Annotated in this window: 20 protein-coding genes, 1 pseudogene and 1 riboswitch; of the genes and pseudogenes, 10 read left to right on the forward strand and 11 right to left on the reverse strand. The window is 73.6% G+C overall.

The window, feature by feature from the left end:
* Positions 1-122: 122 nt before the first annotated feature.
* The 4 genes and pseudogenes from OG730_RS31420 to OG730_RS31435 form a co-directional block, all read right to left on the reverse strand.
* Positions 123-1741: pseudogene (locus tag OG730_RS31420) on the reverse strand (cobyric acid synthase); the annotation flags it as partial.
* Positions 1738-2730 (reverse strand): cobalamin biosynthesis protein, encoded by a 993-nt coding sequence (locus OG730_RS31425; protein ID WP_327307392.1) that lies wholly within the window; start codon positions 2728-2730, stop codon positions 1738-1740. The pseudogene OG730_RS31420 and the gene OG730_RS31425, both read right to left, overlap by 4 nt.
* Positions 2731-2788: 58 nt before the next feature.
* A riboswitch (cobalamin riboswitch) is annotated at positions 2789-2873 on the reverse strand.
* 161 nt (positions 2874-3034) lie between these two features.
* Positions 3035-3256: a hypothetical protein gene (locus tag OG730_RS31430; RefSeq protein ID WP_243338472.1), complete on the reverse strand. Its 222-nt coding sequence runs from the start codon at positions 3254-3256 to the stop codon at positions 3035-3037.
* A gap of 37 nt (positions 3257-3293) precedes the next feature.
* A complete protein-coding gene (locus OG730_RS31435; RefSeq protein WP_327307393.1) occupies positions 3294-4565 on the reverse strand; it encodes an inorganic phosphate transporter in 1272 nt (423 codons plus the stop codon).
* A 321-nt stretch (positions 4566-4886) separates the two neighbouring features.
* Between OG730_RS31435 and OG730_RS31440 the strand changes: the two genes are divergently transcribed.
* Positions 4887-6038, forward strand: a complete 1152-nt coding sequence (locus OG730_RS31440; protein WP_327307394.1) for an alpha/beta hydrolase family protein — start codon at positions 4887-4889, stop codon at positions 6036-6038.
* Positions 6039-6248: 210 nt separating this feature from the next.
* A complete protein-coding gene (locus OG730_RS31445; RefSeq protein WP_442815063.1) occupies positions 6249-7733 on the forward strand; it encodes a hypothetical protein in 1485 nt (494 codons plus the stop codon).
* Between the two features lie 35 nt (positions 7734-7768).
* Here the strand turns inward: OG730_RS31445 and OG730_RS31450 are convergent, their stop codons facing one another.
* Positions 7769-8164 (reverse strand): VOC family protein, encoded by a 396-nt coding sequence (locus tag OG730_RS31450; protein ID WP_327307395.1) that lies wholly within the window; start codon positions 8162-8164, stop codon positions 7769-7771.
* Between the two features lie 85 nt (positions 8165-8249).
* The gene (ypfJ, locus tag OG730_RS31455) at positions 8250-9140 is read right to left on the reverse strand and encodes a KPN_02809 family neutral zinc metallopeptidase (protein WP_327307396.1); all 891 of its coding nucleotides are present in this window, start codon (positions 9138-9140) and stop codon (positions 8250-8252) included.
* 285 nt (positions 9141-9425) lie between these two features.
* Between ypfJ and OG730_RS31460 the strand changes: the two genes are divergently transcribed.
* The 8 genes from OG730_RS31460 to OG730_RS31495 all read left to right on the forward strand — a co-directional run bounded on the left by OG730_RS31460 (position 9426) and on the right by OG730_RS31495 (position 14916).
* On the forward strand, positions 9426-11024 hold the full coding sequence (locus OG730_RS31460) for an ABC-F family ATP-binding cassette domain-containing protein (RefSeq protein ID WP_327307397.1): 1599 nt from the start codon (positions 9426-9428) through the stop codon (positions 11022-11024).
* Between the two features lie 350 nt (positions 11025-11374).
* Positions 11375-11596 carry a helix-turn-helix domain-containing protein gene (locus tag OG730_RS31465; RefSeq protein WP_327307398.1) on the forward strand — a complete coding sequence of 74 codons (222 nt, stop codon included), beginning with the start codon at positions 11375-11377 and terminating at the stop codon, positions 11594-11596.
* 171 nt (positions 11597-11767) lie between these two features.
* Positions 11768-12547 (forward strand): enoyl-CoA hydratase/isomerase family protein, encoded by a 780-nt coding sequence (locus tag OG730_RS31470; RefSeq protein WP_327307399.1) that lies wholly within the window; start codon positions 11768-11770, stop codon positions 12545-12547.
* A 274-nt stretch (positions 12548-12821) separates the two neighbouring features.
* The gene (locus OG730_RS31475) at positions 12822-13256 is read left to right on the forward strand and encodes an Asp23/Gls24 family envelope stress response protein (RefSeq protein WP_327307400.1); all 435 of its coding nucleotides are present in this window, start codon (positions 12822-12824) and stop codon (positions 13254-13256) included.
* Positions 13257-13266: 10 nt separating this feature from the next.
* Entirely contained in the window at positions 13267-13479 is a 213-nt protein-coding gene (locus OG730_RS31480; protein WP_327307401.1) for a hypothetical protein, read from the forward strand.
* Positions 13476-13844: an Asp23/Gls24 family envelope stress response protein gene (locus OG730_RS31485; RefSeq protein WP_327307402.1), complete on the forward strand. Its 369-nt coding sequence runs from the start codon at positions 13476-13478 to the stop codon at positions 13842-13844. The genes OG730_RS31480 and OG730_RS31485 overlap by 4 nt, the downstream gene beginning before the upstream one ends.
* A complete protein-coding gene (locus tag OG730_RS31490) occupies positions 13841-14371 on the forward strand; it encodes a DUF6286 domain-containing protein (RefSeq protein ID WP_327307403.1) in 531 nt (176 codons plus the stop codon). Before OG730_RS31485 ends, OG730_RS31490 begins: the two co-directional genes overlap by 4 nt.
* On the forward strand, positions 14368-14916 hold the full coding sequence (locus OG730_RS31495; RefSeq protein ID WP_327307404.1) for an alkaline shock response membrane anchor protein AmaP: 549 nt from the start codon (positions 14368-14370) through the stop codon (positions 14914-14916). Before OG730_RS31490 ends, OG730_RS31495 begins: the two co-directional genes overlap by 4 nt.
* Positions 14917-14940: 24 nt before the next feature.
* On the opposite strand, the gene OG730_RS31500 is transcribed toward OG730_RS31495, so the two are convergent.
* The 5 genes from OG730_RS31500 to OG730_RS31520 all read right to left on the reverse strand — a co-directional run bounded on the left by OG730_RS31500 (position 14941) and on the right by OG730_RS31520 (position 20636).
* The gene (locus OG730_RS31500; protein WP_327307405.1) at positions 14941-15696 is read right to left on the reverse strand and encodes an SDR family oxidoreductase; all 756 of its coding nucleotides are present in this window, start codon (positions 15694-15696) and stop codon (positions 14941-14943) included.
* Between the two features lie 9 nt (positions 15697-15705).
* The gene (locus tag OG730_RS31505) at positions 15706-16515 is read right to left on the reverse strand and encodes an SURF1 family cytochrome oxidase biogenesis protein (protein ID WP_327307406.1); all 810 of its coding nucleotides are present in this window, start codon (positions 16513-16515) and stop codon (positions 15706-15708) included.
* A 101-nt stretch (positions 16516-16616) separates the two neighbouring features.
* Positions 16617-16850: a metallothionein gene (locus OG730_RS31510; RefSeq protein WP_112453882.1), complete on the reverse strand. Its 234-nt coding sequence runs from the start codon at positions 16848-16850 to the stop codon at positions 16617-16619.
* Between the two features lie 119 nt (positions 16851-16969).
* The gene (locus OG730_RS31515) at positions 16970-17944 is read right to left on the reverse strand and encodes a DEDDh family exonuclease (protein WP_327307407.1); all 975 of its coding nucleotides are present in this window, start codon (positions 17942-17944) and stop codon (positions 16970-16972) included.
* Positions 17945-17993: 49 nt separating this feature from the next.
* Positions 17994-20636 (reverse strand): MXAN_6230/SCO0854 family RING domain-containing protein, encoded by a 2643-nt coding sequence (locus OG730_RS31520; RefSeq protein ID WP_327307408.1) that lies wholly within the window; start codon positions 20634-20636, stop codon positions 17994-17996.
* Positions 20637-20643: the final 7 nt, after the last annotated feature.

A 20643-nucleotide genomic window follows, 5' to 3' on the forward strand; every position in this document is an offset into this window, starting at 1 on the left:
TGCGGGTGAGCCGCTGCGCGGGGCGGAGCTCCCCTACCCGGCCTTCGCCCGTTCCCTGGGGCTCCGCCCCAGACCCCGCGCCTCAAACGCCGGCGGGGCTGATGTGTGCCGCGCAGGGGCACATCCAGCCCGTCCGGCGCTTGAGGACCTGGTCCGGGCAGAGTCCGGGGAACGGTGGAAGGGCGGGTAGGGGACGGCCCCCGCAGGGCTGCGCCGGTCATGGCGCGCCCGGGGGGAGGAAGGGGAGGCCCGCAGGGGCTCCGGTCTCGATCAGGCGGAGCAGGGCGTCCGTGTCCGCGTGCTCCTCGATCAGGTCCCCGAGCAGATCGAGCTGCTCCTCCCGCAGGGAGGCGAACGAGGTGTCCGGGGCCGGGACGAAGCGGCGGCCCGCCGCCGAGGCGACCTCGCGGAGGAAGGCCCGGCGGAAGCCGTCCGACTCCAGCGAGCCGTGCCAGTGCGTGCCCCACACCGCCCCGACCCGGCATCCGTCCAGGAAGGAGGTCCCGCCCAGGACTTCGGCCACGCCGTGGTGGATCTCGTACCCCTCCACCGGCTCGCCCAGCGCCGAACCCACGGGCCGCGCCAGGGTCTTCTCCCGCTCGAAGCGGACCCGTACGGGAAGCAGCCCGAGCCCCGGCACGGAGCCGGCCTTCGACTCGACCTCGTCCTCGATGTGTTCGCCCAGGAGCTGGAACCCGCCGCAGATGCCCAGGACCGGCCGGCCCTCGGCGGCCCGCCGGGCCAGCGCGTCCGCCAGACCCCGCTCGCGCAGCCAGGCCAGGGCCTTGACCGTGCCGCGGGTGCCGGGGACCACGACCAGGTCCGCGTCGGCCAGTTCCTCGGCCCGGTCCACGAACCGCACGACCACGCCCGGCTCCGCCGCCAGCGCGTCCACGTCCGTGAAGTTGGACATCAGCGGCACCGCGCAGACCGCGACCCGCAGCACGTCCTCGCCGACGGGCGGAGCGACCACGGATTCGCGTACCGCGCCCCGCAGGGAGACCCGCAGGCCGTCCTCCTCGTCGATGCCCAGCCCGTGCTGGAAGGGGAGCACCCCGTACGTCGCCCGCCCGGTCAGGCCGCGCAGCATCTCCATGCCTGGCTCCAGCAGGGTGACGTCGCCGCGGAACTTGTTCACCAGGTAGCCCGCGATCAGCGACTGGTCCTCGGGGGAGAGCAGCGCCGTCGTACCGAAGAAGGACGCGAAGACCCCGCCCCGGTCGATGTCGCCGACGACGACCACCGGGAAGCGCGCGGCCCGCGCGATGCCCATGTTCACGATGTCGGTCCGGCGCAGGTTGATCTCGGCCGGGCTGCCCGCCCCCTCGCAGATCACGGCGTCATACGTGCCCCGCAACTGCTCCAGGCAGTCCGTGACGATGCCGAGCAACTGCTCCTGCCGCCCGCCGTGGTAGCCCCGTGCGCTCATCTCGCCCACCGGCTTGCCCAGCAGCACCACCTGGCTGCTCCGGTCGCTGCCGGGCTTGAGCAGCACCGGGTTCATCAGCGCGGTGGGCTCCACGCGGGCCGCCTGGGCCTGCATGGCCTGGGCGCGGCCGATCTCGGCGCCCTCCCGCGTCACGAAGGAGTTCAGCGACATGTTCTGCGCCTTGAACGGGGCCACCTTCACGCCCTGCCGGGCGAGCCAGCGGCAGATGCCCGCCGTGACCACGCTCTTGCCCGCGTCCGAGGTCGTACCGGCGACGAGGAGCCCCCCGCCGCGCTTCGCGCCGCCGCTCATGCGCGCCGCCCCTTCTTCGTAGTACGGGAGACCAGAGCCCGGGAGACCAGCGTCCGGGAGACCAGCGTCCGGGCGGCCACACAGGCCCCCAGCGCCACCCAGGTCACCTGGCGCGACAGCCGCACCGCCCGTTCGATGTCGGGGACCTCCACGGGCCGTCCGGCCGCTCCGTTGAGCACGGCCCGGTGTTCGACCCGGCCCGCGTACGCCAGGGTCCCGCCCAGCCGTACGCCGAGCGCCCCGGCGAAGGAGGACTCCACGGGCCCCGCGTTGGGGCTCGGATGCTTGGCGGCGTCCGCGCGCCAGGCCCGTACGGCCCCCCGCCGGTCGGGGCCGGCCAGTACGGCTGCCAGGGCCGTCAGCCGGGCGCCCGGCCAGCCGGCGACGTCGTCGAGCCGGGCCGAGGCCCAGCCGTAGCGCAGGTGGCGGGGGGACTTGTGGCCGACCATCGCGTCCAGGGTGTTCACGGCGCGGAAGGCCAGCAGCCCGGGGACGCCCGCGACGGCGCCCCACACGAGGGCGCCGACCACGGCGTCGGAGGTGTTCTCGGCGACCGATTCGACGACCGCGCGGGCCATCTGCTGCTCGTCCAGCGCCTGCGGGTCGCGCCCGCACAGGTGGGGCAGCCGTTCGCGGGCCACCTCGGCGTCCCCGGCGGCGAGGGCGCCGCCGATGGCGCGGGCCTCCCGGCCCAGCGAGGTGCCGCCCACGACGGCCCAGGTGGCGGCGGCGGTGAGGGCGATGCGGGCGGCCGCGGGCCGGGAGCGCACGGCGCGGGCGCCCAGCGCGCCGACGGCGGCGGCGCCTCCGGCGCACAGCAGGGTGTGCAGGACGCCCCGCGCGCGGTCGTCGCGCCACAGGGCACGTTCGACGGCGGCGGCGGCTCGTCCGAAGGCGGCCACGGGGTGCCCTCGGCGCGGATCCCCGAGGATCCGGTCGCCGATCAGGCCCGCCGTGACGCCGTACGCGAAGACGCGATCGGCACGCATGGTGGCAGGTATGTCCTCACTCAGGGTCCGCGCCCTGGTTCGACGTGTCCGGCGGCGAGAGTTCCTGGCTCCCGGCCGCACGCGGGGTCCGCGTGCGCCGGTGACAGTGGCGGGACCGCGCCGGATTCGCACCGGACTTCCTCTCCATGCCGCCGTAATGGCTCGGGCAGTCCACCACGCAGCGCGAAGGCCCGTCAACTCGCGGTTGACCTGCGGTGGGGTGGCGGTGAATGCGCCCCCGGGCACGCGAAAGCTCCCTCCGGGACGAACCCGGAGGGAGCCTTCGTACGTGCCGTCCCGCGCCTCAGGCGACGATCAGGTAGATCCCGTAGGCCACGGCCGCCGCGCAGAGCGCGAAGCAGGCGTACGCACCGCTGCGGGCCAGGGTGGCGGCGCCGCCCTGTTCGGTGGCGGCCTCGTGCTTGGAGAGCCCCATCAGCCCCAGGGTGAACAGGGTCACCAGGACGACGGTGGCGGAGAGGCTGACCCCGAAGACGGAGCCGAGTGCTTCCCAGTCGATCTTCATACCGCTGAATCCTCTGTCGTTCTCGGGGTCGGGCCGGTCAAACCGCCGCGGCCGGGGCCGCGGGGGTCGTCGTCGCGGAGGCCGGGATGGTGGCCCTGAGCTCGTCGTCCGTCACCGCGGCGGTGCTGCCCGCGGCGGCGGTCGGCGGAACGGCGACGGCCGCCATGGCCGTGGTGACGGCACCGGCCGGCTCCTCGGCGTCGGCCGCGGCGACCTCGTTGACGTTGGTGTGGTCGACGACCTGACGGCGGGAGATCACCCAGATGGCGACGCAGGAGCCGACCAGGAAGACCGTGACGGCGGCGACGCCGACGTCCCCGACGCGCATGACCAGCTCGGCGCCGGCGGCGACCAGGGCCGCGGCCGGGAGGGTCAGGCCCCAGGCGATGAACATGCGGGAGGCGGTGGACCAGCGGACCACGCCGCCCTTGCGTCCCAGACCCGAACCCATGACGGCGCCGGAGCACGCGTGGGTGGTGGAGAGGGAGAAGCCGAGGGAGGAGGAGGCCAGGATGACGCTGGCGGCCGAGGTCTGGGCGGCGAAGCCCTGCTGCGGCTGCAGGTCGGTCAGGCCACTGCCCATGGTGCGGATGATGCGCCAGCCGCCCAGGTAGGTGCCCATCGCGATGGCCAGGCCGGCGGAGACGATGACCCAGACCGGCGGGTTGGAGCCGGGAGCGATGGCGCCGCCGGCGACGAGCGCCAGGGTGATGATGCCCATCGTCTTCTGCGCGTCGTTGGTGCCGTGCGCCAGCGAGACGAGGCTCGCGGAAGCGATCTGGCCCGCGCGGTAGCCCTTGGCCGAGGTCTTCTTGCCCATGCCGTTCCCGACCTTGTACGTGACCTTCGTGGCCAGGTACGCGGCGAAACCGGCGACCAGCGGCGCCGCGATCGCGGGGATCAGGACCTTGGTGACGACCACGCTGCCGTTGACGGCGCCCATGCCGGCGGAGGCCACGGCCGCACCGATCAGGCCGCCCATCAGGGCGTGCGAGGAGCTCGAGGGCAGGCCGACCAGCCAGGTGACGAGGTTCCAGAGGATCGCGCCGACCAAGGCGGCGAAGATGACCTCCGGCTGGATGCCTTCCTCGTTGACCAGTCCCTTGGAGATCGTCTTGGCGACCTCCACGGACATGAAGGCGCCGACGAGGTTGAGCACGGCGGACATGGCCACCGCGGTCTTGGGCTTGAGGGCGCCGGTCGAGATGGTGGTGGCCATCGCGTTGGCCGTGTCGTGAAAACCGTTCGTGAAATCGAACACGAGAGCGGTGATGATCACGATCCCGAGGAGAAGCGTTATGTGCTCCATTTACCCAGGCTTCTGTTTGACGTCAGTGGTTCGTGGACCGTAGGCAACCTGGATGAACGGAAGGTGAACTACCAGGGGTCATGCGGTGTATCGATACGGCACCCGATCGGGACCTTCGTCCCGGGAAGCGCGTTGATATGTCGATTAACGCATGTCACGGCAGGGTGTCCGGATGTTTCGGAGGCGGGACTTCCGGTAGGTGCTCCGGTCCGCCCGGGACCCCGAAGAGAGCTAGATCACCCCCCGCGCCCCCCTTCGCGGTGCCGGCCGGAGTGAAGTCCTCCGGTGGCCCGCCGACCGGTCCGCCTCGACACTGGAGCGGTGCGTACCGCTACAGCGACGGCAGCGGCCGTCACCACGACCCTGCTCGGCGCCGGCGCGGCCGCCGTCACCGCCGTCACCGCCGCCGCGCTCGCCGGCCGGTACGCCGCCGACGCGGCCCTGCGGACCGAGCCCGGCCGCCCGCTGCCCGGCAGCCCACGGCTCACCGTCCACGCCATCGCGGCCGGCCGGGTCGAGCTGACGCGCTCGATCGCCTCCCTGAGGCCCGGCACCTACGGGCTCACCGCCCCCGGGGTGCACGCCGTGGTCGGGCCCGTCCTCCCCGACGCCCCGCACGGCCCCGACACCGTCGTGCGCCGGCTCCTCGCCGTCACCCACGGCAGCCTCGACCCCGGAACCCGCGTCACCCTCACCCCCCAGGTCCACCTGGGGAACCCGGGCACCGCCCTCGGGCTGGACCACGCCGACGTGGACGTCCCCGGCGAGCTCGGCGCGCTGCCCGCCTGGTTCGTGCCCGGCGCCCGCGACACCTGGGTGATCACCGTCCACGGGCTCGGGGCCACCCGCGAGCACCCGATGGTGGTCATGCCCTTCCTCCACCGCAACAAGTTCCCCGTCCTGGACCTCGGGTACCGGGGCGACCTCGGCGCCCCCGAGTCGCCGGACGGCCTCGGCCACCTCGGCGAGTCCGAATGGCGCGATCTCGACGCCGCCATCCGCTACGCCCTGCGCTACGGCGCCCGCCGCGTGGTCCTGCACGGCTGGTCGACCGGCGCCACCATGGCCCTGCACGCCGCCGAGCGCTCGGCGCTGGCCGACCGGATCTCCGGGCTCGTCCTCGACTCGCCCGTCCTGGACTGGCACGCCACCCTGCGCGCCCTCGCCGCCGCGCGCCGCACCCCGGCCCCCCTGCTCCCGTTCGCCGTCAGGGCCGCCGAAGGCCGTGCGGGCCTGCGCGCCGACCGGCGGGCTCCGGGGTCGGATCCGGCCGCGCTGAAGGTTCCCGCACTGATCTTCCACGGCCCCGACGACACCCTCGCCTCCTGGGAGCCCTCGCGGCGGCTGGCGGCGGCCCGCCCCGACCTCGCCACCCTGCACTCCGTTTCCGGAGCCACCCACGGGGCGATGTGGAACGCCGATCCGGCCGCCTACGAAGAGGCGCTGCGCCGCTTCCTGACCCCTCTTATGTGAGGGGCCGGGCGGCGGCCGGGTGACGGCAGGGTGACGGACCGGGTGACGGCCGGGTGGCGGACCGGGTGACGGACCGTCGGACGAGTTGTCCGAAGACCGTGGGGCGGGCGGGACGAGGAGGGCGAGTTGTCCCTTTCTGTCCCCTCGGGCTCTTGTGGCAATGGCTGGTTCCGTTTGGGCTTTCGGCCAGTGACGGGCGAGACTGCTCACGTGACGTCCCGAAAGCCTGATGAGCAGTTGGCTCGCGACTCCAGACTCCGACTCGTCGCCCCGCGGTCCGTGGCCACGGCACGCAAGGCGGTGACCGACCGGCGCACCCGGACCGCCCAGCGGCCTCCGGCGGGCACGCCCGCCACGGCCGACCTCGCGAACAGGGCACGCGCCTCCCTCGCCGACGCGGTGCGGCTCGCCCGCTGGGCCGAGCTCCACCTCGGCACGGCCGACGGCTCCGGGCCCGCCCCGGCGGGCGCGCTGCCCGTCGCCGAGGCCGAACGCGCCGCCGACCGGCTGAGCCTGACGCCGGGCCAGATCCGGGTCGGCTGGGACCGCGCCCGGCTCGCCGGACTGATCGAGATGCACGGGGGGCACGCCCGGCCGGGCTGGCGCCTGCGCGCCTGGGACCGGGACGACACCGCCGTCCTGCGCGGCTGGGTCGCCCTCTTCGACGCCTGGTCGCTGGTCCACCCGGCCCCCGCCGACATCGCCCCCGCGGCCGTCGCCGAGGTGGTCGAGGCCATGCCCCAGCTGCTCTCCCTGCTCCAGCTCTCCGCCGGCCCCGTGACCGTCCCCGATCTGCTGGACCTGCTCCGGCAGCGCGTCGAGGAACTGCGCGACGAGCGGTGCGAGGTCCCCTACGAGTCCACGGCGCAGCCCGGGATCCCGTCCGCGGCCTCCGTGCCGTCCGGTGCGGAGCCCTCCGGCGCCGTGCCCTACGGTCCGGCGCCGTCCGGTGCCGAGGCGGCCGCGCCCCCCGTCCCGCTCGCCCGGCTGCTGCGCTGGGCGCTCGGCGGGCTCGCCGCCGTGGACGCCGTCACCCTCGGCCCCGCCCGGGCCGCCCTCACCCCGCTCGGCAGCTGGGCCGTCTGGGTCAAGCTCGAACAGATCTGCGTCGCGGCGCAGAGCCCGGCGGGGAACATCGAGCAGTCCGCCGCCGCCATGCTCCACGGCTGCGCGCGGCTCACCCCCGGTCCGGCCCGCGCCGAATACCTGGCCTGGCTGGCCGCCCGGCCCGTCGGCCACGCGGTCTCCGAGCTGCTCCACGCGGCCCGCGGCGAGGACGCCCTGCTGCGCGGGCTCGCCTTCGAAGCCCTGCGCGTCGTCGGAGCCCCCGCCGAGCCCGAGGTGCGCAAGGCGTCCCGCGAGGCCGCGCTGCGCCCGTACGCCCTGCTCTGGCTGGCCGAGCACGACGGGGTAGACCCCGACGAGGCGCAGGACGTGCTCACCGCCGAGGAGCAGACCTGGCTCTGGGTGGACACCGCGGCCGCCATCGCCGACCACGGCGAGGCCGAGCTGCTCGCCCGCCACCTCGACTCGGCGGTGCGGACCACCGTTCCGAGGCTGCTGGACGAGGTCCGCGCGGTCGGGCACCCCCGCACCGTGCAGGTGCTGGTTGCCCTGGCCGCCGCCCATCCCGATCCCGCCCTGGCCAAGGCGGTGCGCCGGGCCGCCTTCCAGGTGCACACCGGCGGCGCGTAGCCCCGTACGGGAACCGTGTACGCGCCGCCGGTCCCTCAGACCTGCGGCGCGTACGTCCCGAAGCTCCAGACGTTGCCCTCGGCGTCGCGGGCCATGTAGTCCCGCGAGCCGTAGTCCTGGTCGGTCGGCTCCATCACGATCTCCACGCCGTGCTCCACGGCCCGGCGGTGGTGGGCGTCCACGTCGTCGACGAGCACGTAGACCCCGGCCGGGCCGGCCTTCTCCATCGCCTTGTCGAAGAGGCCGCCGGTGCCCTTGCTGCCGAGCATCACCATGCCGTTCCCGTAGGACAGCTCGGCGTGCGCCACCGTGCCGTCCTCACCCTCGTACGCCGCGACCTGGGTGAAGCCGAAGGCCTCGGTGAGCAGCTGGATGGCGGCCTTGGCGTCGGTGTACAGCAAGGTCGGACAGATGGACGGAACGCCTGCCATGACGATCACTCCCTCTCGTGCCGCGGGTGGCCGGTCCTCGGGTGGACGGTGAGCCGGGTCACAGCATGGCAGGCGCCGCGGGAAGTCAGCGGAAGGTGTTGCACTGGGCCATGTCGCCCGTGCGGTAGCCCTGGTAGAACCACTGCTGGCGCTGTTCGGCCGAGCCGTGCGTCCAGGACTCGGGGGTGACCCGGCCCTGGAACTTCTCCTGGATCCGGTCGTCGCCGACCGCGGCCGCCGCGTCCAGGCCGTCCTTGATGTCCTGGTCGGTGAGGCTCGTGATCAGCGGCTTGCCCGTGGACTCGTCCGGGGTCTTCGTCGCGTTGTGGGCCCAGACCCCGGCGTAGCAGTCGGCCTGCAGCTCGACCCGTACCGCGTTGCTGTTCGCGCCCTGCCGGCCGTCCTGGGCCTTCTGCAGGGTGCCGGTCAGGTTCTGGATGTGGTGGCCGTACTCGTGGGCCACCACGTACGCCTGGGCGAAGGGGCCGCCGCTCGCGCCGAACTTGGTGCGGAGCTCGTTGAAGAAGCCCAGGTCCAGATAGACCTGCCGGTCGCCGGGGCAGTAGAACGGGCCGACGGCCGAGGTGGCCGCCCCGCAGGCGGTGCCCACCTTGCCGGTGAAGAACACGGTCTGGGCCGGGGTGTACTTGGCGCCGCGCCTGGCGAACTCCTGCTTCCAGAAGTCCTGGGTGCTGTTGATCACCGCCACCAGCCGGCAGTCCTCCTTGGCGTTCGCGTCCGCGCCGGTCTTGCAGCTCTGCTGCACCTGGGCGGCGGAGGAGGAGGTCGACGCGGGCTCCGGACTTCCGTCGGACAGGCCCAGCTGCTCCGGGCCCACCCCGAAGAGCAGCCCCATGATCAGCGCGATGAAACCGATGATGCCGCCGCCGATCGTGGCCTTCCCGCCCGGGATGCGGCTGCCGCGTACGTCCTTGACCTCGGAAGTGTCCAGATTGGCGTTGTCGTCGAACTGCATCCCGCACCGCCCTCCATTCCTGACCGGGGGTACGTGTCAGCCCCTGCGGCGAGTATCAACCCGTTCATCCTCATACGCCCCTCGGCCCACAGGCGTGTTCCCTGGGCCGAACGGGGGACGCGGGGCACGGGCCGGGGCCGGTCCCGCGCGGGGCGGCCGGGCCCGAAAGTAGTTGCGGGCCACCGGTAGAATGACTTCCATGGCAAATCTCCTCGCGGATTAGCGGCGTAGAAGCATCGCGTCCTGCCCCCCTTCCGCCGTCCCGACCCGCCCTGGAGTATTTCCGTGATCACCGCCACCGGCATCGAGCTGCGCGCCGGCGCCCGCATCCTCATCGAGAACGCCTCCTTCCGCGTCGCCAAGGGCGACCGCATCGGCCTCGTCGGCCGCAACGGAGCAGGCAAGACCACCCTCACCAAGTGCCTCGCGGGCGAGGGAACCCCGGCCGGCGGCTCCATCGCCCGCTCGGGCGAGGTCGGCTACCTCCCGCAGGACCCGCGCACCGGCGACCTCGACGTGCTGGCCAGCGACCGGATCCTGTCCGCGCGCGGCTTGGACGTGCTGCTCAAGAAGATGCGGATGAACGAGGAGCGGATCTCGTCGGGCTCCGGCGCCACCCGCGAGAAGGCGATGCGCCAGTACGAGCGCCAGGAGACCGAGTTCCTCACCAAGGGCGGGTACGCCGCCGAGTCCGAGGCCGCGACCATCTCCGCCGCCCTCGGCCTGCCCGACCGGGTGCTCGGCCAGCCGCTGCACACCCTCTCCGGTGGTCAGCGCCGCCGCGTCGAGCTCGCCCGGATCCTCTTCTCGGATGCCGACACCCTGCTCCTCGACGAGCCGACCAACCACCTCGACGCCGACTCGATCGTGTGGCTGCGCGACTACCTGAAGACCTACCGCGGCGGCTTCATCGTGATCTCCCACGACGTGGACCTGGTCGAGACGGTCGTCAACAAGGTGTTCTACCTGGACGCCAACCGCGCCCAGATCGACGTCTACAACATGGGCTGGAAGCTCTACCAGCAGCAGCGCGAGGCCGACGAGAAGCGCCGCAAGCGCGAGCGCCAGAACGCCGAGAAGAAGGCCGCGGCGCTGAACTCGCAGGCCGACAAGATGCGCGCGAAGGCCACCAAGACCGTGGCCGCCCAGAACATGGCCAAGCGCGCCGACCGGCTGCTGGCGGGCCTGGACGCCGTCCGCGTCTCCGACAAGGTCGCCAAGCTGCGCTTCCCGGACCCGGCGCCCTGCGGCAAGACCCCGCTGACCGCCGAGGGCCTGTCGAAGTCCTACGGCTCGCTGGAGATCTTCACCGACGTCGACCTGGCCATCGACAAGGGCTCCCGCGTGGTCATCCTCGGCCTCAACGGCGCCGGCAAGACCACGCTGCTGCGCCTGCTGTCGGGCACCGAGAAGCCCGACACCGGCTCGGTCGTCCCCGGCCACGGGCTCAAGCTCGGGTACTACGCCCAGGAGCACGAGACCCTGGACCCGGAGCGCTCGGTCCTGGAGAACATGCGCTCCTCGGCGCCGGACCTGGACCTGGTCTCCGTACGCAAGACGCTGGGCTCGTTCCTCTTCTCCGGCGACGACGTGGACAAGCCCGCGGGCGTCCTGTCCGGTGGAGAGAAGACCCGCCTCGCCCTGGCGACGCTGGTCGTCTCCTCGGCCAACGTGCTGCTGCTCGACGAGCCCACGAACAACCTCGACCCGGCCAGCCGCGAGGAGATCCTGGGCGCCCTGCGCACCTACAAGGGCGCCGTCATCCTCGTCACCCACGACGAGGGCGCGGTCGAGGCGCTGGAGCCGGAGCGGATCATTCTGCTCCCGGACGGCGTCGAGGACCTGTGGGGTCCGGACTACCGGGACCTCGTCGCGCTCGCCTGACGCCCTTCCGCTTCCGTGATCCTTTGCTTATGGATCATTCGGCTCAGACGTGATCCATCATCTGAGTGAGACGGTCTCATACCGATCCGTGCGCGACGAAGGCCCCGGCCGCATCTTCCAGGATGCGCGGCCGGGGCCTTCCGTTTGCGCGCTCCGGCCCCTGACCTGGCGATTCATACCGGCCGAGCGGAAATGTGACGGAGGTCATGCAGCGGAAGAGAAGATTCCGTTCTGCTCGTGTGTCCACGGTTGAAGAAATGTCGCCCTACCACCTTGCTGAATGGGTGGCCAGGAAGCCGGGGAGGGGTGATCATGAGAAGTCAGAGCGCACTTCCCATGAGGAGGCACGGGTGGCCGAAACTCTGAAGAAGGGCAGCCGGGTAACCGGCGTCGCGCGCGACAAGCTCGCGGCAGACCTGAAGAAGCAGTACGACTCCGGTGCGAGTATCCGGGCGCTGGCCGAATCGACCGGCCGGTCCTACGGATTCGTCCATCGGATGCTCAGCGAGTCCGGAGTCACGCTGCGTGGTCGCGGTGGCGCGACGCGCGGCAAGAAGGCGGCTACGGCCTGACCATTTGGTTCCCTTTGGTTCCAACGGTTTTCCGTAATCAGCTTCACGGTTCCAGTTCCACCGTCCTTCGGTGACCCCCCGGTCGGTTCCATGGCCGGCCGGGTGGTTACTGTGCAGTCACTTAGGCCGAGAATGCGGCCCAGCGACGGCACGACCACCGGAGGCACACAGATGGCTCTGCTCGACAAGGACGGCGTACGGCTCACCGTCGACGACACGGTCGCCACGGTGACACTGACCAATCCGGCCAAACGAAACGCTCAATCCCCCGCGCTCTGGCGGGCGTTGACGGAGGCTGGAAGGTCACTGCCGGGCACCGTCCGGGTCGTCGTGCTGCGCGGCGAAGGGCAGTCCTTCTCCGCAGGGCTCGACCGGCAGGCATTCACCCCCGAAGGCTTCGAGGGCGAGCCGTCGTTCCTTGACCTGGCGCGCGGTTCGGAGGAACTGCTCGACTCCACCATCGCCGAGTACCAGGAGGCATTCACCTGGTGGCGGCGCAACGACATCATCTCCGTGGCCGCCGTTCAGGGGCACGCGATCGGTGCCGGTTTCCAGCTTGCCCTCGCGTGCGATCTGCGCGTCGTCGCGGACGACGTGCAGTTCGCCATGCGCGAGACCGGTCTGGGCCTGGTGCCCGACCTCGGCGGCACCCAGCCGCTGACCTCGGCCGTCGGCTATGCCCGCGCGCTCGAAATCTGCGCGACGGGCCGCTTCGTCCACGCCGAGGAGGCGGAACGGATCGGCCTCGCGAACCTGGTCGTCCCCGCGGGCGAGCTCGACGCGGCGGTCCAGGACCTCGCCACCGCGCTGCTGGCTCCGCCGCGGGACGCGGTGACCGAGACGAAGGCGCTCTTGCGCGGTGCGGTGTCGCGCCCTTACGACGACCAGCGTGCGGCCGAGCGCGCCGCCCAGGCCCGCCGCCTCCGCGACCTGGCCGGCCTCTCCGACTAGCCGCGGCGCCGTCGGCCTGCACGTGTGCCCCGGAGGGGCTGGTTTGCCGCGCGGCGGCAATTCCAGCCCCTCCGGCGTTTGAGGAGCGGGGTCTGGGGCGGAGCCCCAGGGGGAACGGGCGAAGGGCGGGGAGGGGACCTTGCCCCGCGCAGCGGCAAGGGACGCTGCGGGGACTTCGCCCCGCAGGGCCGACACCCGCAGTCGCGTCGGGACGGGCGGTCGGGCCGGTCCCGACTTACCGTGGTCGGGAGCCCACCGTGCGAAGGGATCCGCCATGACCGAATCCGCCGCCACAGGCAGCACCGCCAAGCCCCCTGCCGACCGTGGGAGGACGAGCATCGCCGACGGCGTCGTCGAGAAGATCGCCGGCCTGGCGGCCCGCGAGGTGGTCGGCGTCCACGCCATGGGCAGCGGCAGCGGTCTCTCCCGTACCTTCGGCGCCGTCCGCGACCGCGTCCCCGGCGGGGCCAAGTCCACCGTCAGCCGGGGCGTGAAGGCGGAGGTCGGCGAGGTGCAGACCGCCCTCGACCTGGAGATCGTCGTGGATTACGGCGTGTCGATCCGGGACGTGGCCCGGGCCGTCCGTGCGAACGTCGTCTCGGCGGTGGAGCGGATGACCGGCCTGGAGGTCGTCGAGGTCAACATCGCGGTCAGCGACGTCAAACTGCCGGACGAGGACGACGAGGAGCCGGAGTCCCGACTGCAGTAGAGGAGCCCGCATGAGCATGTCGGTCGTCGGCCTCGTGGCCGGCATGGCACTGGGGTTCGCCGGGTACTTCGGCGGCTTCGGGGCCTTCCTGCTGGTGGCCGCGCTCGGCGCCATCGGCTTCGTCGTGGGCCGGTTCCTCGACGGCGACCTGGAACCCGGGGACTTCTTCCGCCCCCGGGGCCGCCCCGGGGACCGCGACCGCGACCGGGATCGCGACCGGTGAGCACCCCCCGGCCCACCCCGCCCCGGGTGCCCGCCGCCGAGCGGGGAGCCACCCGGATCGCCGACCGCGTCGTCGCGAAGATCGCCGCCCGGGCCGCCCGGGAGGCGCTGACCCGGCCCGCTCCGGACGCCGCCCCGCCGCACGCCACCGTCACCGTGCACCACGACATCGCCCGCGTACGGGTGGCCCTGGAGCTGGCCTACCCCTCCGACCTCGCCGCCCAGTGCGCGGCCGTGCGCCGCCAGGTCGCCCTGCGCGTCGAGGAGTGCGCGCAGATGGCCGTACCCGAGGTGGACGTGGACATCGAGCACCTGCGCCCCGCGCGCGGCAGGCCCGTCGCCGGGCCGGACCGGCGGGTCCGGTGAGCGCCCGCTTCCGGTCGGCCCGGCGGTTCCCGGCCGCCGTGGGGGCGTGCGCCGTCCTCGGGGTGGCGGGGCTGTTCCTGTACGACCTGGCGGCGGTACGGGCCCACCGCCCGGGCATGCGCTGGCGCGACGAGCTCTCCCGCGCCCTGGAACGGCACACCCCGGCCGACCCCGGCGTGCTGATCGGTGGCGCGGTCCTGGCCGTCGCCGGGGCCGCGCTGCTGCTGTACGCCCTGACTCCGGGCCTGCGCGGGATCCTCCCGATGGCCTCCGGGCACCCGGAGGTACGGGGCGGGCTGGAACGCAAGGCCGCCGCGCAGGTGCTGAGGGACCGGGTCATGGAGGTGTCCGGGGTGCGGTCGGCGCGGGTCAGGGTGGGCCGGTCCGCCATCGGGGTCCGGGCCGTGTCCCACTTCCGCGAACTGGACGACGTACGGGCCGATCTGGACGCGGTGCTGGCCGTCGGCGTCGACGAGCTGGGGCTGGCCCACGCGCCGCGGCCGAGGGTACGGGTGAACCGCCGGTGACCCTCGGGACGGTGAACCGGGTCCTGCTCGCGCTGCTGGGGCTGGTCCTGCTGGCGGCGGGGACCTCGGTGCTGGCCGCGACCGGGCCGTTCGAGGGCCGCCACGAACCGCTGCTGGCGCCGCACGGGCCTGGCTGGCCCGCGCCCTGGTGGGTGGTGCTCGCCGCACTCGGGGTGTGCGTGGTGCTCGCCCTGTGGTGGCTGCTGTCCCAGCTGCGCCGGGCCCGGCTCGCGGCGCTGCTCGTGGACACCGGGGACGGGGCGTTCGCCGTACTGCGCGGGCGGGCCCTGGAGGAGGCAGTCGAGGCCGATGTCCAGGAGGCCGTGGAGGGCGTGGCACGCTGCCGGGTCACCCTGCGCGGGCGCCGCGGGGCCCCGGCCCTGCGGGTGGCCCTGGAGCTGGAGCCGCACGCGGTGCCGGCCGACGTACTGGCGGCCCTCGCCGGCCCGGTGCTGGGCCGGGCCCGCGCCTCGGCGGCGCTCCCGGCCCTCCCGGCGGAGGCCCGCCTCCACGTCACCCCCCGCCGGGCGCGGCGGGTGACGTGAGGCGGAGCCGGTGCGGGCGGCGCGTCAGAAGCCGTGCCGGGAGCCGCCGTCCACCGGGAGCATGACGCCGGTCAGGTAGGAAGCCGCCGGGGACAGCAGGAACGCCGCCGAGCGGCCGAACTCCTCCGGGGTGCCGTACCGGCGCAGCGGGATGCCCGCCTCGTTGCGGGCGCGGGCGGCGTCCGCGTCCCCGGACAGGGAGTCGAGCTCGCGGACCCGGTCGGTGTCGATGCGGGCGGGCAGCAGGCCGACCACCCGGATGCCGCGCGGGCCCAGCTCCACGGAGAGGGACTTCGCGAAGCCGGCCAGGCCGGGGCGCAGGCCGTTGGAGATGGTGAGGCCGGGGATCGGTTCGTGCACGGAGCCCGACAGGACGAAGCCGATGACCCCGCCGTCGGAGAGCTCGGCGGCCGCCGCCCGCGCGAGGCGGACCGCGCCGAGGAAGACCGACTCGAAGGCCGCCGCCCACTGCGCGTCGGTGTTGTCGGCCGCCGAACCGGGCGCCGGGCCGCCGACGCTGATGAGGATGCCGTCGAGGCGGCCGAAGTGTTCCCGGGCGGCGGCGACGAGCCGGGAGGCGGCTTCGGGGTCGGAGTTGTCGGCGGCCACACCGACCGCGTTCGGGCCCAGCGCCTTGGCCGCGGCCTCGGCGCGCCCCGCGTCCCGGCCGGTCAGCACCACCTTGGCGCCGTCGGCGGTCAGTTCGCGGGCGGACGCGTAGCCGAGGCCCCTGGTGGCGCCGGTGACGACGTAGACACGGTCCTTCAGTCCAAGATCCATGCCGACACGCTACGCGGTCGCCGCGGGCTCCCGCTCGGAAGCGGCGGTCCCGGCCGCGGTCCCCACCGCGGCGGCCGCCTCGCGGTCGCGCTTCTCCCGCCGTACGAGCACGATCCAGCCCACCGGTACCGCGAAGGTGAACAGCCACCACTGGATGGCGTAGGCCATGTGCGGCCCGATGGAGTCGTGGTCGGGCTCGGCGACCACCTCGGGCTTGCCGTCGGCCGGGACCGGGGCGGTGAGTTCCAGGTAGCCGCCGAGGACGGGCTTGCCCAGGTACGCGGCCTGCCGCTCGCTGTTGATCAGCATCACCTGGCGGTCCGGCAGGCCCTTGCGGTCCTTGATGCCGCTGCCGCCGCTGGTCTCGTCGGCCTTCAGCCGGCCGGTGACCGTGACCTCGCCCTTGGGTGCGGCCGGCACCGGCGGGTAGGCGCGCGGGTCGTCGCCGCCCGCGACCCAGCCGCGGTTGACGAGCACGACCCGGCCGTCGGCCAGGACCAGCGGGGTGAGGACGTGGAAGCCGACCTTGTCGTCGTTGTCGGTGCGCATGCGCACGACGACCTCGTGCGCGGAGTCGTACGTACCGGTGGCGGTCACGGCACGCCAGTAGTCGGCGCGCGGGACCACGTGGCCGGGGGAGGTGACCTCGGTCATGGGGACCGGCTTCGCCCGCAGGTTCGCGTCGATCAGCTGGTTCTGCGCGACCCGGTGCTCATGACGGTGGAACTGCCAGAACCCCAGCTTGATCATCGCGGGGATCAGGGCGAGGCCGATGAGGGTGAGGCACACCCACTGCCGGGTCAGCACAAAGCGGTACACGCCCACGACGGTACCCCCAGCGGCGAGGACCCCGGCGGCCGGGTGGCCGTCCGGGGTCGTGGCGGAGGGGGAGGGCGAGGCGTTGGGGGACGGTACGGGGATCAGACGCGGTCGGTGATGCCCACCTTCCCCTCCGCGCGGGCGCAGTGCCCTCCGCAGAACCACTGTCCCTCGACCTCGACGCCCTGCCCGATGATCTGGACCCGGCAGTGCTCGCAGATGGGCGCCATGCGGTGAATGGCGCAGGAGAAGCAGTCGAAGACGTGCACAGCACCCTGTGCGTGGACTTCGAAGGACATGCCGTAATCGTTCCCGCAGACTTCGCAACGTGCCATGCGCGGCATGCTGCGCAGGCCGGACCGCCGGAACAAGATCCACCGGGGTGAGTCGCCGAGCGTGCACCCGGCCGGCCCAACGAGCGGGGCGGTGGGAGGCCCCGCACCTCCCCCCGCGCTCAGTCCTGCGCCGGAGCCACGTCCCGCAGCAGCTGGGTGAAGGCCGCCTCGTCGACGACGGGGGTCCCGAAGGACTTCGCCTTCACCGTCTTGGAGGTCGAGGAGTCCGGGTCGTTGGTCACGAGCAGGCTCGTGAGCCGGGACAGGCTCGTCGCGACGTGCAGGCCGGCCTCGACGGCGCGGTCCTCCAGCAGCTCCCGGTCCACGGAGGTGTCGCCGGAGAACGCGATCCGCATGCCCTGCTTGAGCGGGGTGCCGTCCGCCCACCGCCCCGGGTTCGGGTACGGGCACGCCGGCCGCTTGCGCGAGGGCCGCCAGCTCGAGCTCGCTCCGTACGAGGCCTGGTACCCGACGCGCGGGGCGGCGGGGGTGTCCGACCACTCCGTCAGCGGCCGGCATTCCAGCAGGGGCAGCCGTACGTTGTCCCGCGCGGCCGCGTGCAGGGACGGACGGAACGCCTCCGCGAGGACCCGGGCGTCGTCGAGCGCGTGGTGGGCGCGCTGCTGGACCACGCCGAAGTGCGCGGCGAGCGACTCCAGCTTGTGGTTGGGCAGCGGGAGGTTCAGTTCCTTCGACAGGGCGATGGTGCACAGCCGCTGACGCACCGGAGCGGTGGCCTCGGCCCGCGCGTACTCGCGGGCGATCATCTGCCAGTCGAAGATCGCGTTGTGCGCGACCAGCACCCGGTCGGCGAGCCGGCCCGCGAACTCCTCGGCGATGTCCTTGAAGAGCGGCGCGTCCTGGAGCATGTCACTGGTCAGACCGTGGATCCACACGGGGCCGGGGTCCCGGAGCGGGTTGACCAGCGTGTACCAGTGGTCCTCGACGTTGCCCTGAGCGTCGAGCCGGTAGACGGCGGCGGAGATGATCCGGTCGTCGCGAGCGAGCCCGGTGGTCTCCACGTCGACGACCGCGTACCCCTGTGGGTACGCGGTCGGCCACATCGTCTCTGCGGTCGTACGGTCGGCGAGCATGGTCACAGAGGATATCGGGCCGCGCCGACACTCGAAGCCCTACGGACTTTCAGCTCGGCCCGGCATCGGCTCGGCTCAGCTCCGCCACGAGGTCCCCGGCCGTCACCCGGGCGAAGGACCCGGGTACTTCGGCGGGCCCGGGGAAGAGCCGGTAGACCGTCCCCGAACCCCTTTCGGGGGCCACGCTCGCGCTGGTCAGCGCCAGGAACGCACGCTTCCCGGCGGCCAGTTCGGAGGCCTCCGCGTCGGCGTCCACCGGGGCCCGGCGCTCCTCGGGCGGCGCCAGGGCGGCGATCCGCGCGGCGAAGGCCGGCGGTTCCTCGCCGGCGGCGGCCCGGTAGAGCCACACCTCGTCGGTGGCCGAACTCTCAGACGCCCGCCGGATCACCGCCACCTCCCGGGTGCGGGCCGCGGCCCGCCACACGGCGAGGTCCCACAGGGTGGTGCGGGTGCCGGAGGCGAAGTGCGTCCACAGTGAGGACGCGGTGGACGGCAGCCTGCCGCGGTGGGAGCCGACGCTCTCGAAGTCGCCCGACGGCGGCAGGTGCACGTCCGTCCACACCGCCTGCCGGGCGCGGAGGTCCAGGAGCATCGGCAGGCAGGCGCCCGAGGCGCCGCTCAGGTCGAAGCGCTGGCGGACTGTGCGCGGATCGTAGGCGGAGTCGCGCGGGCCGTCCGCGGGCAGGGTCATGAACCCGGCGAAGGCGTCCTCCAGCTCTTCGAAGGGCACGTTGGTGAAACTGAACACCAGGACCACCGCGTACGCGTCCCCGGCGCCGGCGAGTGCGGCCAGGTCCAGGTCGACGTATTCGGTGGCCCCGTCCGGTGCGGGTGCCTCGGTGAGGTCGCCCGAGTGCACGGCGGCCCCCTCCGGCCCGTGCACCAGGCTCGTGTAGTCGCACAAGCCGGTGAACTTCCAGTCGGCGTCGAAGAAGGCCACCGACAGGTCGAGGTCGGTGACCAGGTCCTCGGGCTCCGTCCAGTGCAGGAACAGCCGCAGCACCTCGCCCCCGGGCAGGGTGAGCCGGCTGCCCCGGGGCACCGCGACCAGGGAGCGCGCGGCCGCCCGTTCCGCGAAGGGCACGGGCAGCTCCGCGAGCCCGGAGTCCAGGACGGCCAGCTCGTAGGGTGCGCCCGCGGCCCGGCCGAACCGGCGCAGCACCTCCGCCTCCAGCAGATCCACGGCCGCCCGGGCGAGCGGAGCGGGCAGCGGTGGGCGGGCCTCCGGCACGGACCGGGCCCGGAGGGCCTGGCCCTTGGGGAAGAACACGCGGGGCGAGCCGGTCCGGTCCGTGGTGCGCACGCGCAGGGCCCCGAGCGCCGCCAGCAGCGGGCCCGCGCCCGCGGCGGGGAGTCCGCGCTCCAGTGCCCGCGCCAGCTCGGGGAGCAGCCGGTCGCCGGCGTGGAGGCGCAGCAGGTGGTCCAGGCGGCGTACGAGTTCCCCCGGGCGCGCTCCCGCCAGCGCGGCGGCGTTCGCGGCGTCCCCGTCGGCCAGGGCCCGCTCCAGTCGCGCGGCCCAGGTCACCGGCAGGATCCGGTCCCGGTCCACGCGGACGGCGTCGGGGTGCGCGGCGGCGGTCTCCCGCATGGCCGCGCCCAGGGCGCCGCGGAGCGGGGTGCCGCGCAGGGCGGCGAAGGCGAGGGCCGCGCGCGGATGCCGGGCGTGGTGCTCGAAGGGGTGAAGGGTCTCGGCGGCCCGTTTCCAGGCTGTGGGGTGCCGCAGCAGGTCCTCCACCAGGTACGGGACCGGCAACGCGTCCAGAACGCGCAGCAGTTCGCGCCGCAGCGGCCGTCCGAGCGAGGTGAAGCGGGGCGGCGGCGGGAGGAGCCCGGGATCCCCGCCGGACCGTACGGCGAGCAGCCGCAGCACATCGGTGGCGGTGGTCAGCCGTCCGGCGAACAGGGGGAGCGCGGAGTCCCGCCTCGCCGGATCGGCCAGGAGCAGCGCGAGGACCACCGCTTTGGTCTCCCGTACGGGGATCTCCCCGGGCAGCCAGTCGAGCCCGGCCGGGGCGAGCCGGACCAGCGGCAGCAGGTCCTCGCACTCCTCGGGCGACAGCGGGGTCCGCCGGGCCAGCAGCGAGGACAGCAGCTGGGCGCAGTCGTCTCCCGGGTCGGTGCCGAGCCGTAGCAGCCGCAGCGGGGCGCACGGGCCCGGGGAGTCCGCGGCGCCGGGTGCGCGTTCCTCCGTACGCGGGAAGGGGTCCGCCGGGTCGGCGGGGCGCCGGCAGACCGGGCAGGCGGTGCGGTCGGCGGTGTCCCGGCAGGGGAGGCAGACCAGATGGGCGCACGGGGAGATCGGCCGCACCGGCCCGGCTTCGGCGCAGAGCGCGCAGGGCTGGGCGGGCTGCCGGTCCAGCGCGGAGCGCACGCGGTCGACGTACCAGCGCTCGGTGTCGTCGGGGATGGAGAAGGGGAAGCGGCGGAAGAGGGGCTTGTGGACCCGGTCAGACCCCATGAGCCCGTCGACCAGGGCCAGCAGCCGCAGCCGTTCCTCGGCGAGGTCGGTCGGGGCGAGGACGGCCAGGGCGGCGTACAGCTCCCGGCTCATGGTGTGGCCGCGTTCCAGGAGTTCGCCCTCCAGCGGACGGACCCCCTCGGTGCCCGGCGAGGCGGCGGCCGGGGGCTGGTCGACGTAGACGCGCTGGAGCCGGCGCAGCAGGAGCGAGTCGACGGGTCCGATGGCAGGCACGACTGTG

The sequence above is a fragment of the Streptomyces sp. NBC_01298 genome, from assembly GCF_035978755.1.
Lineage (GTDB): Bacteria > Actinomycetota > Actinomycetes > Streptomycetales > Streptomycetaceae > Streptomyces.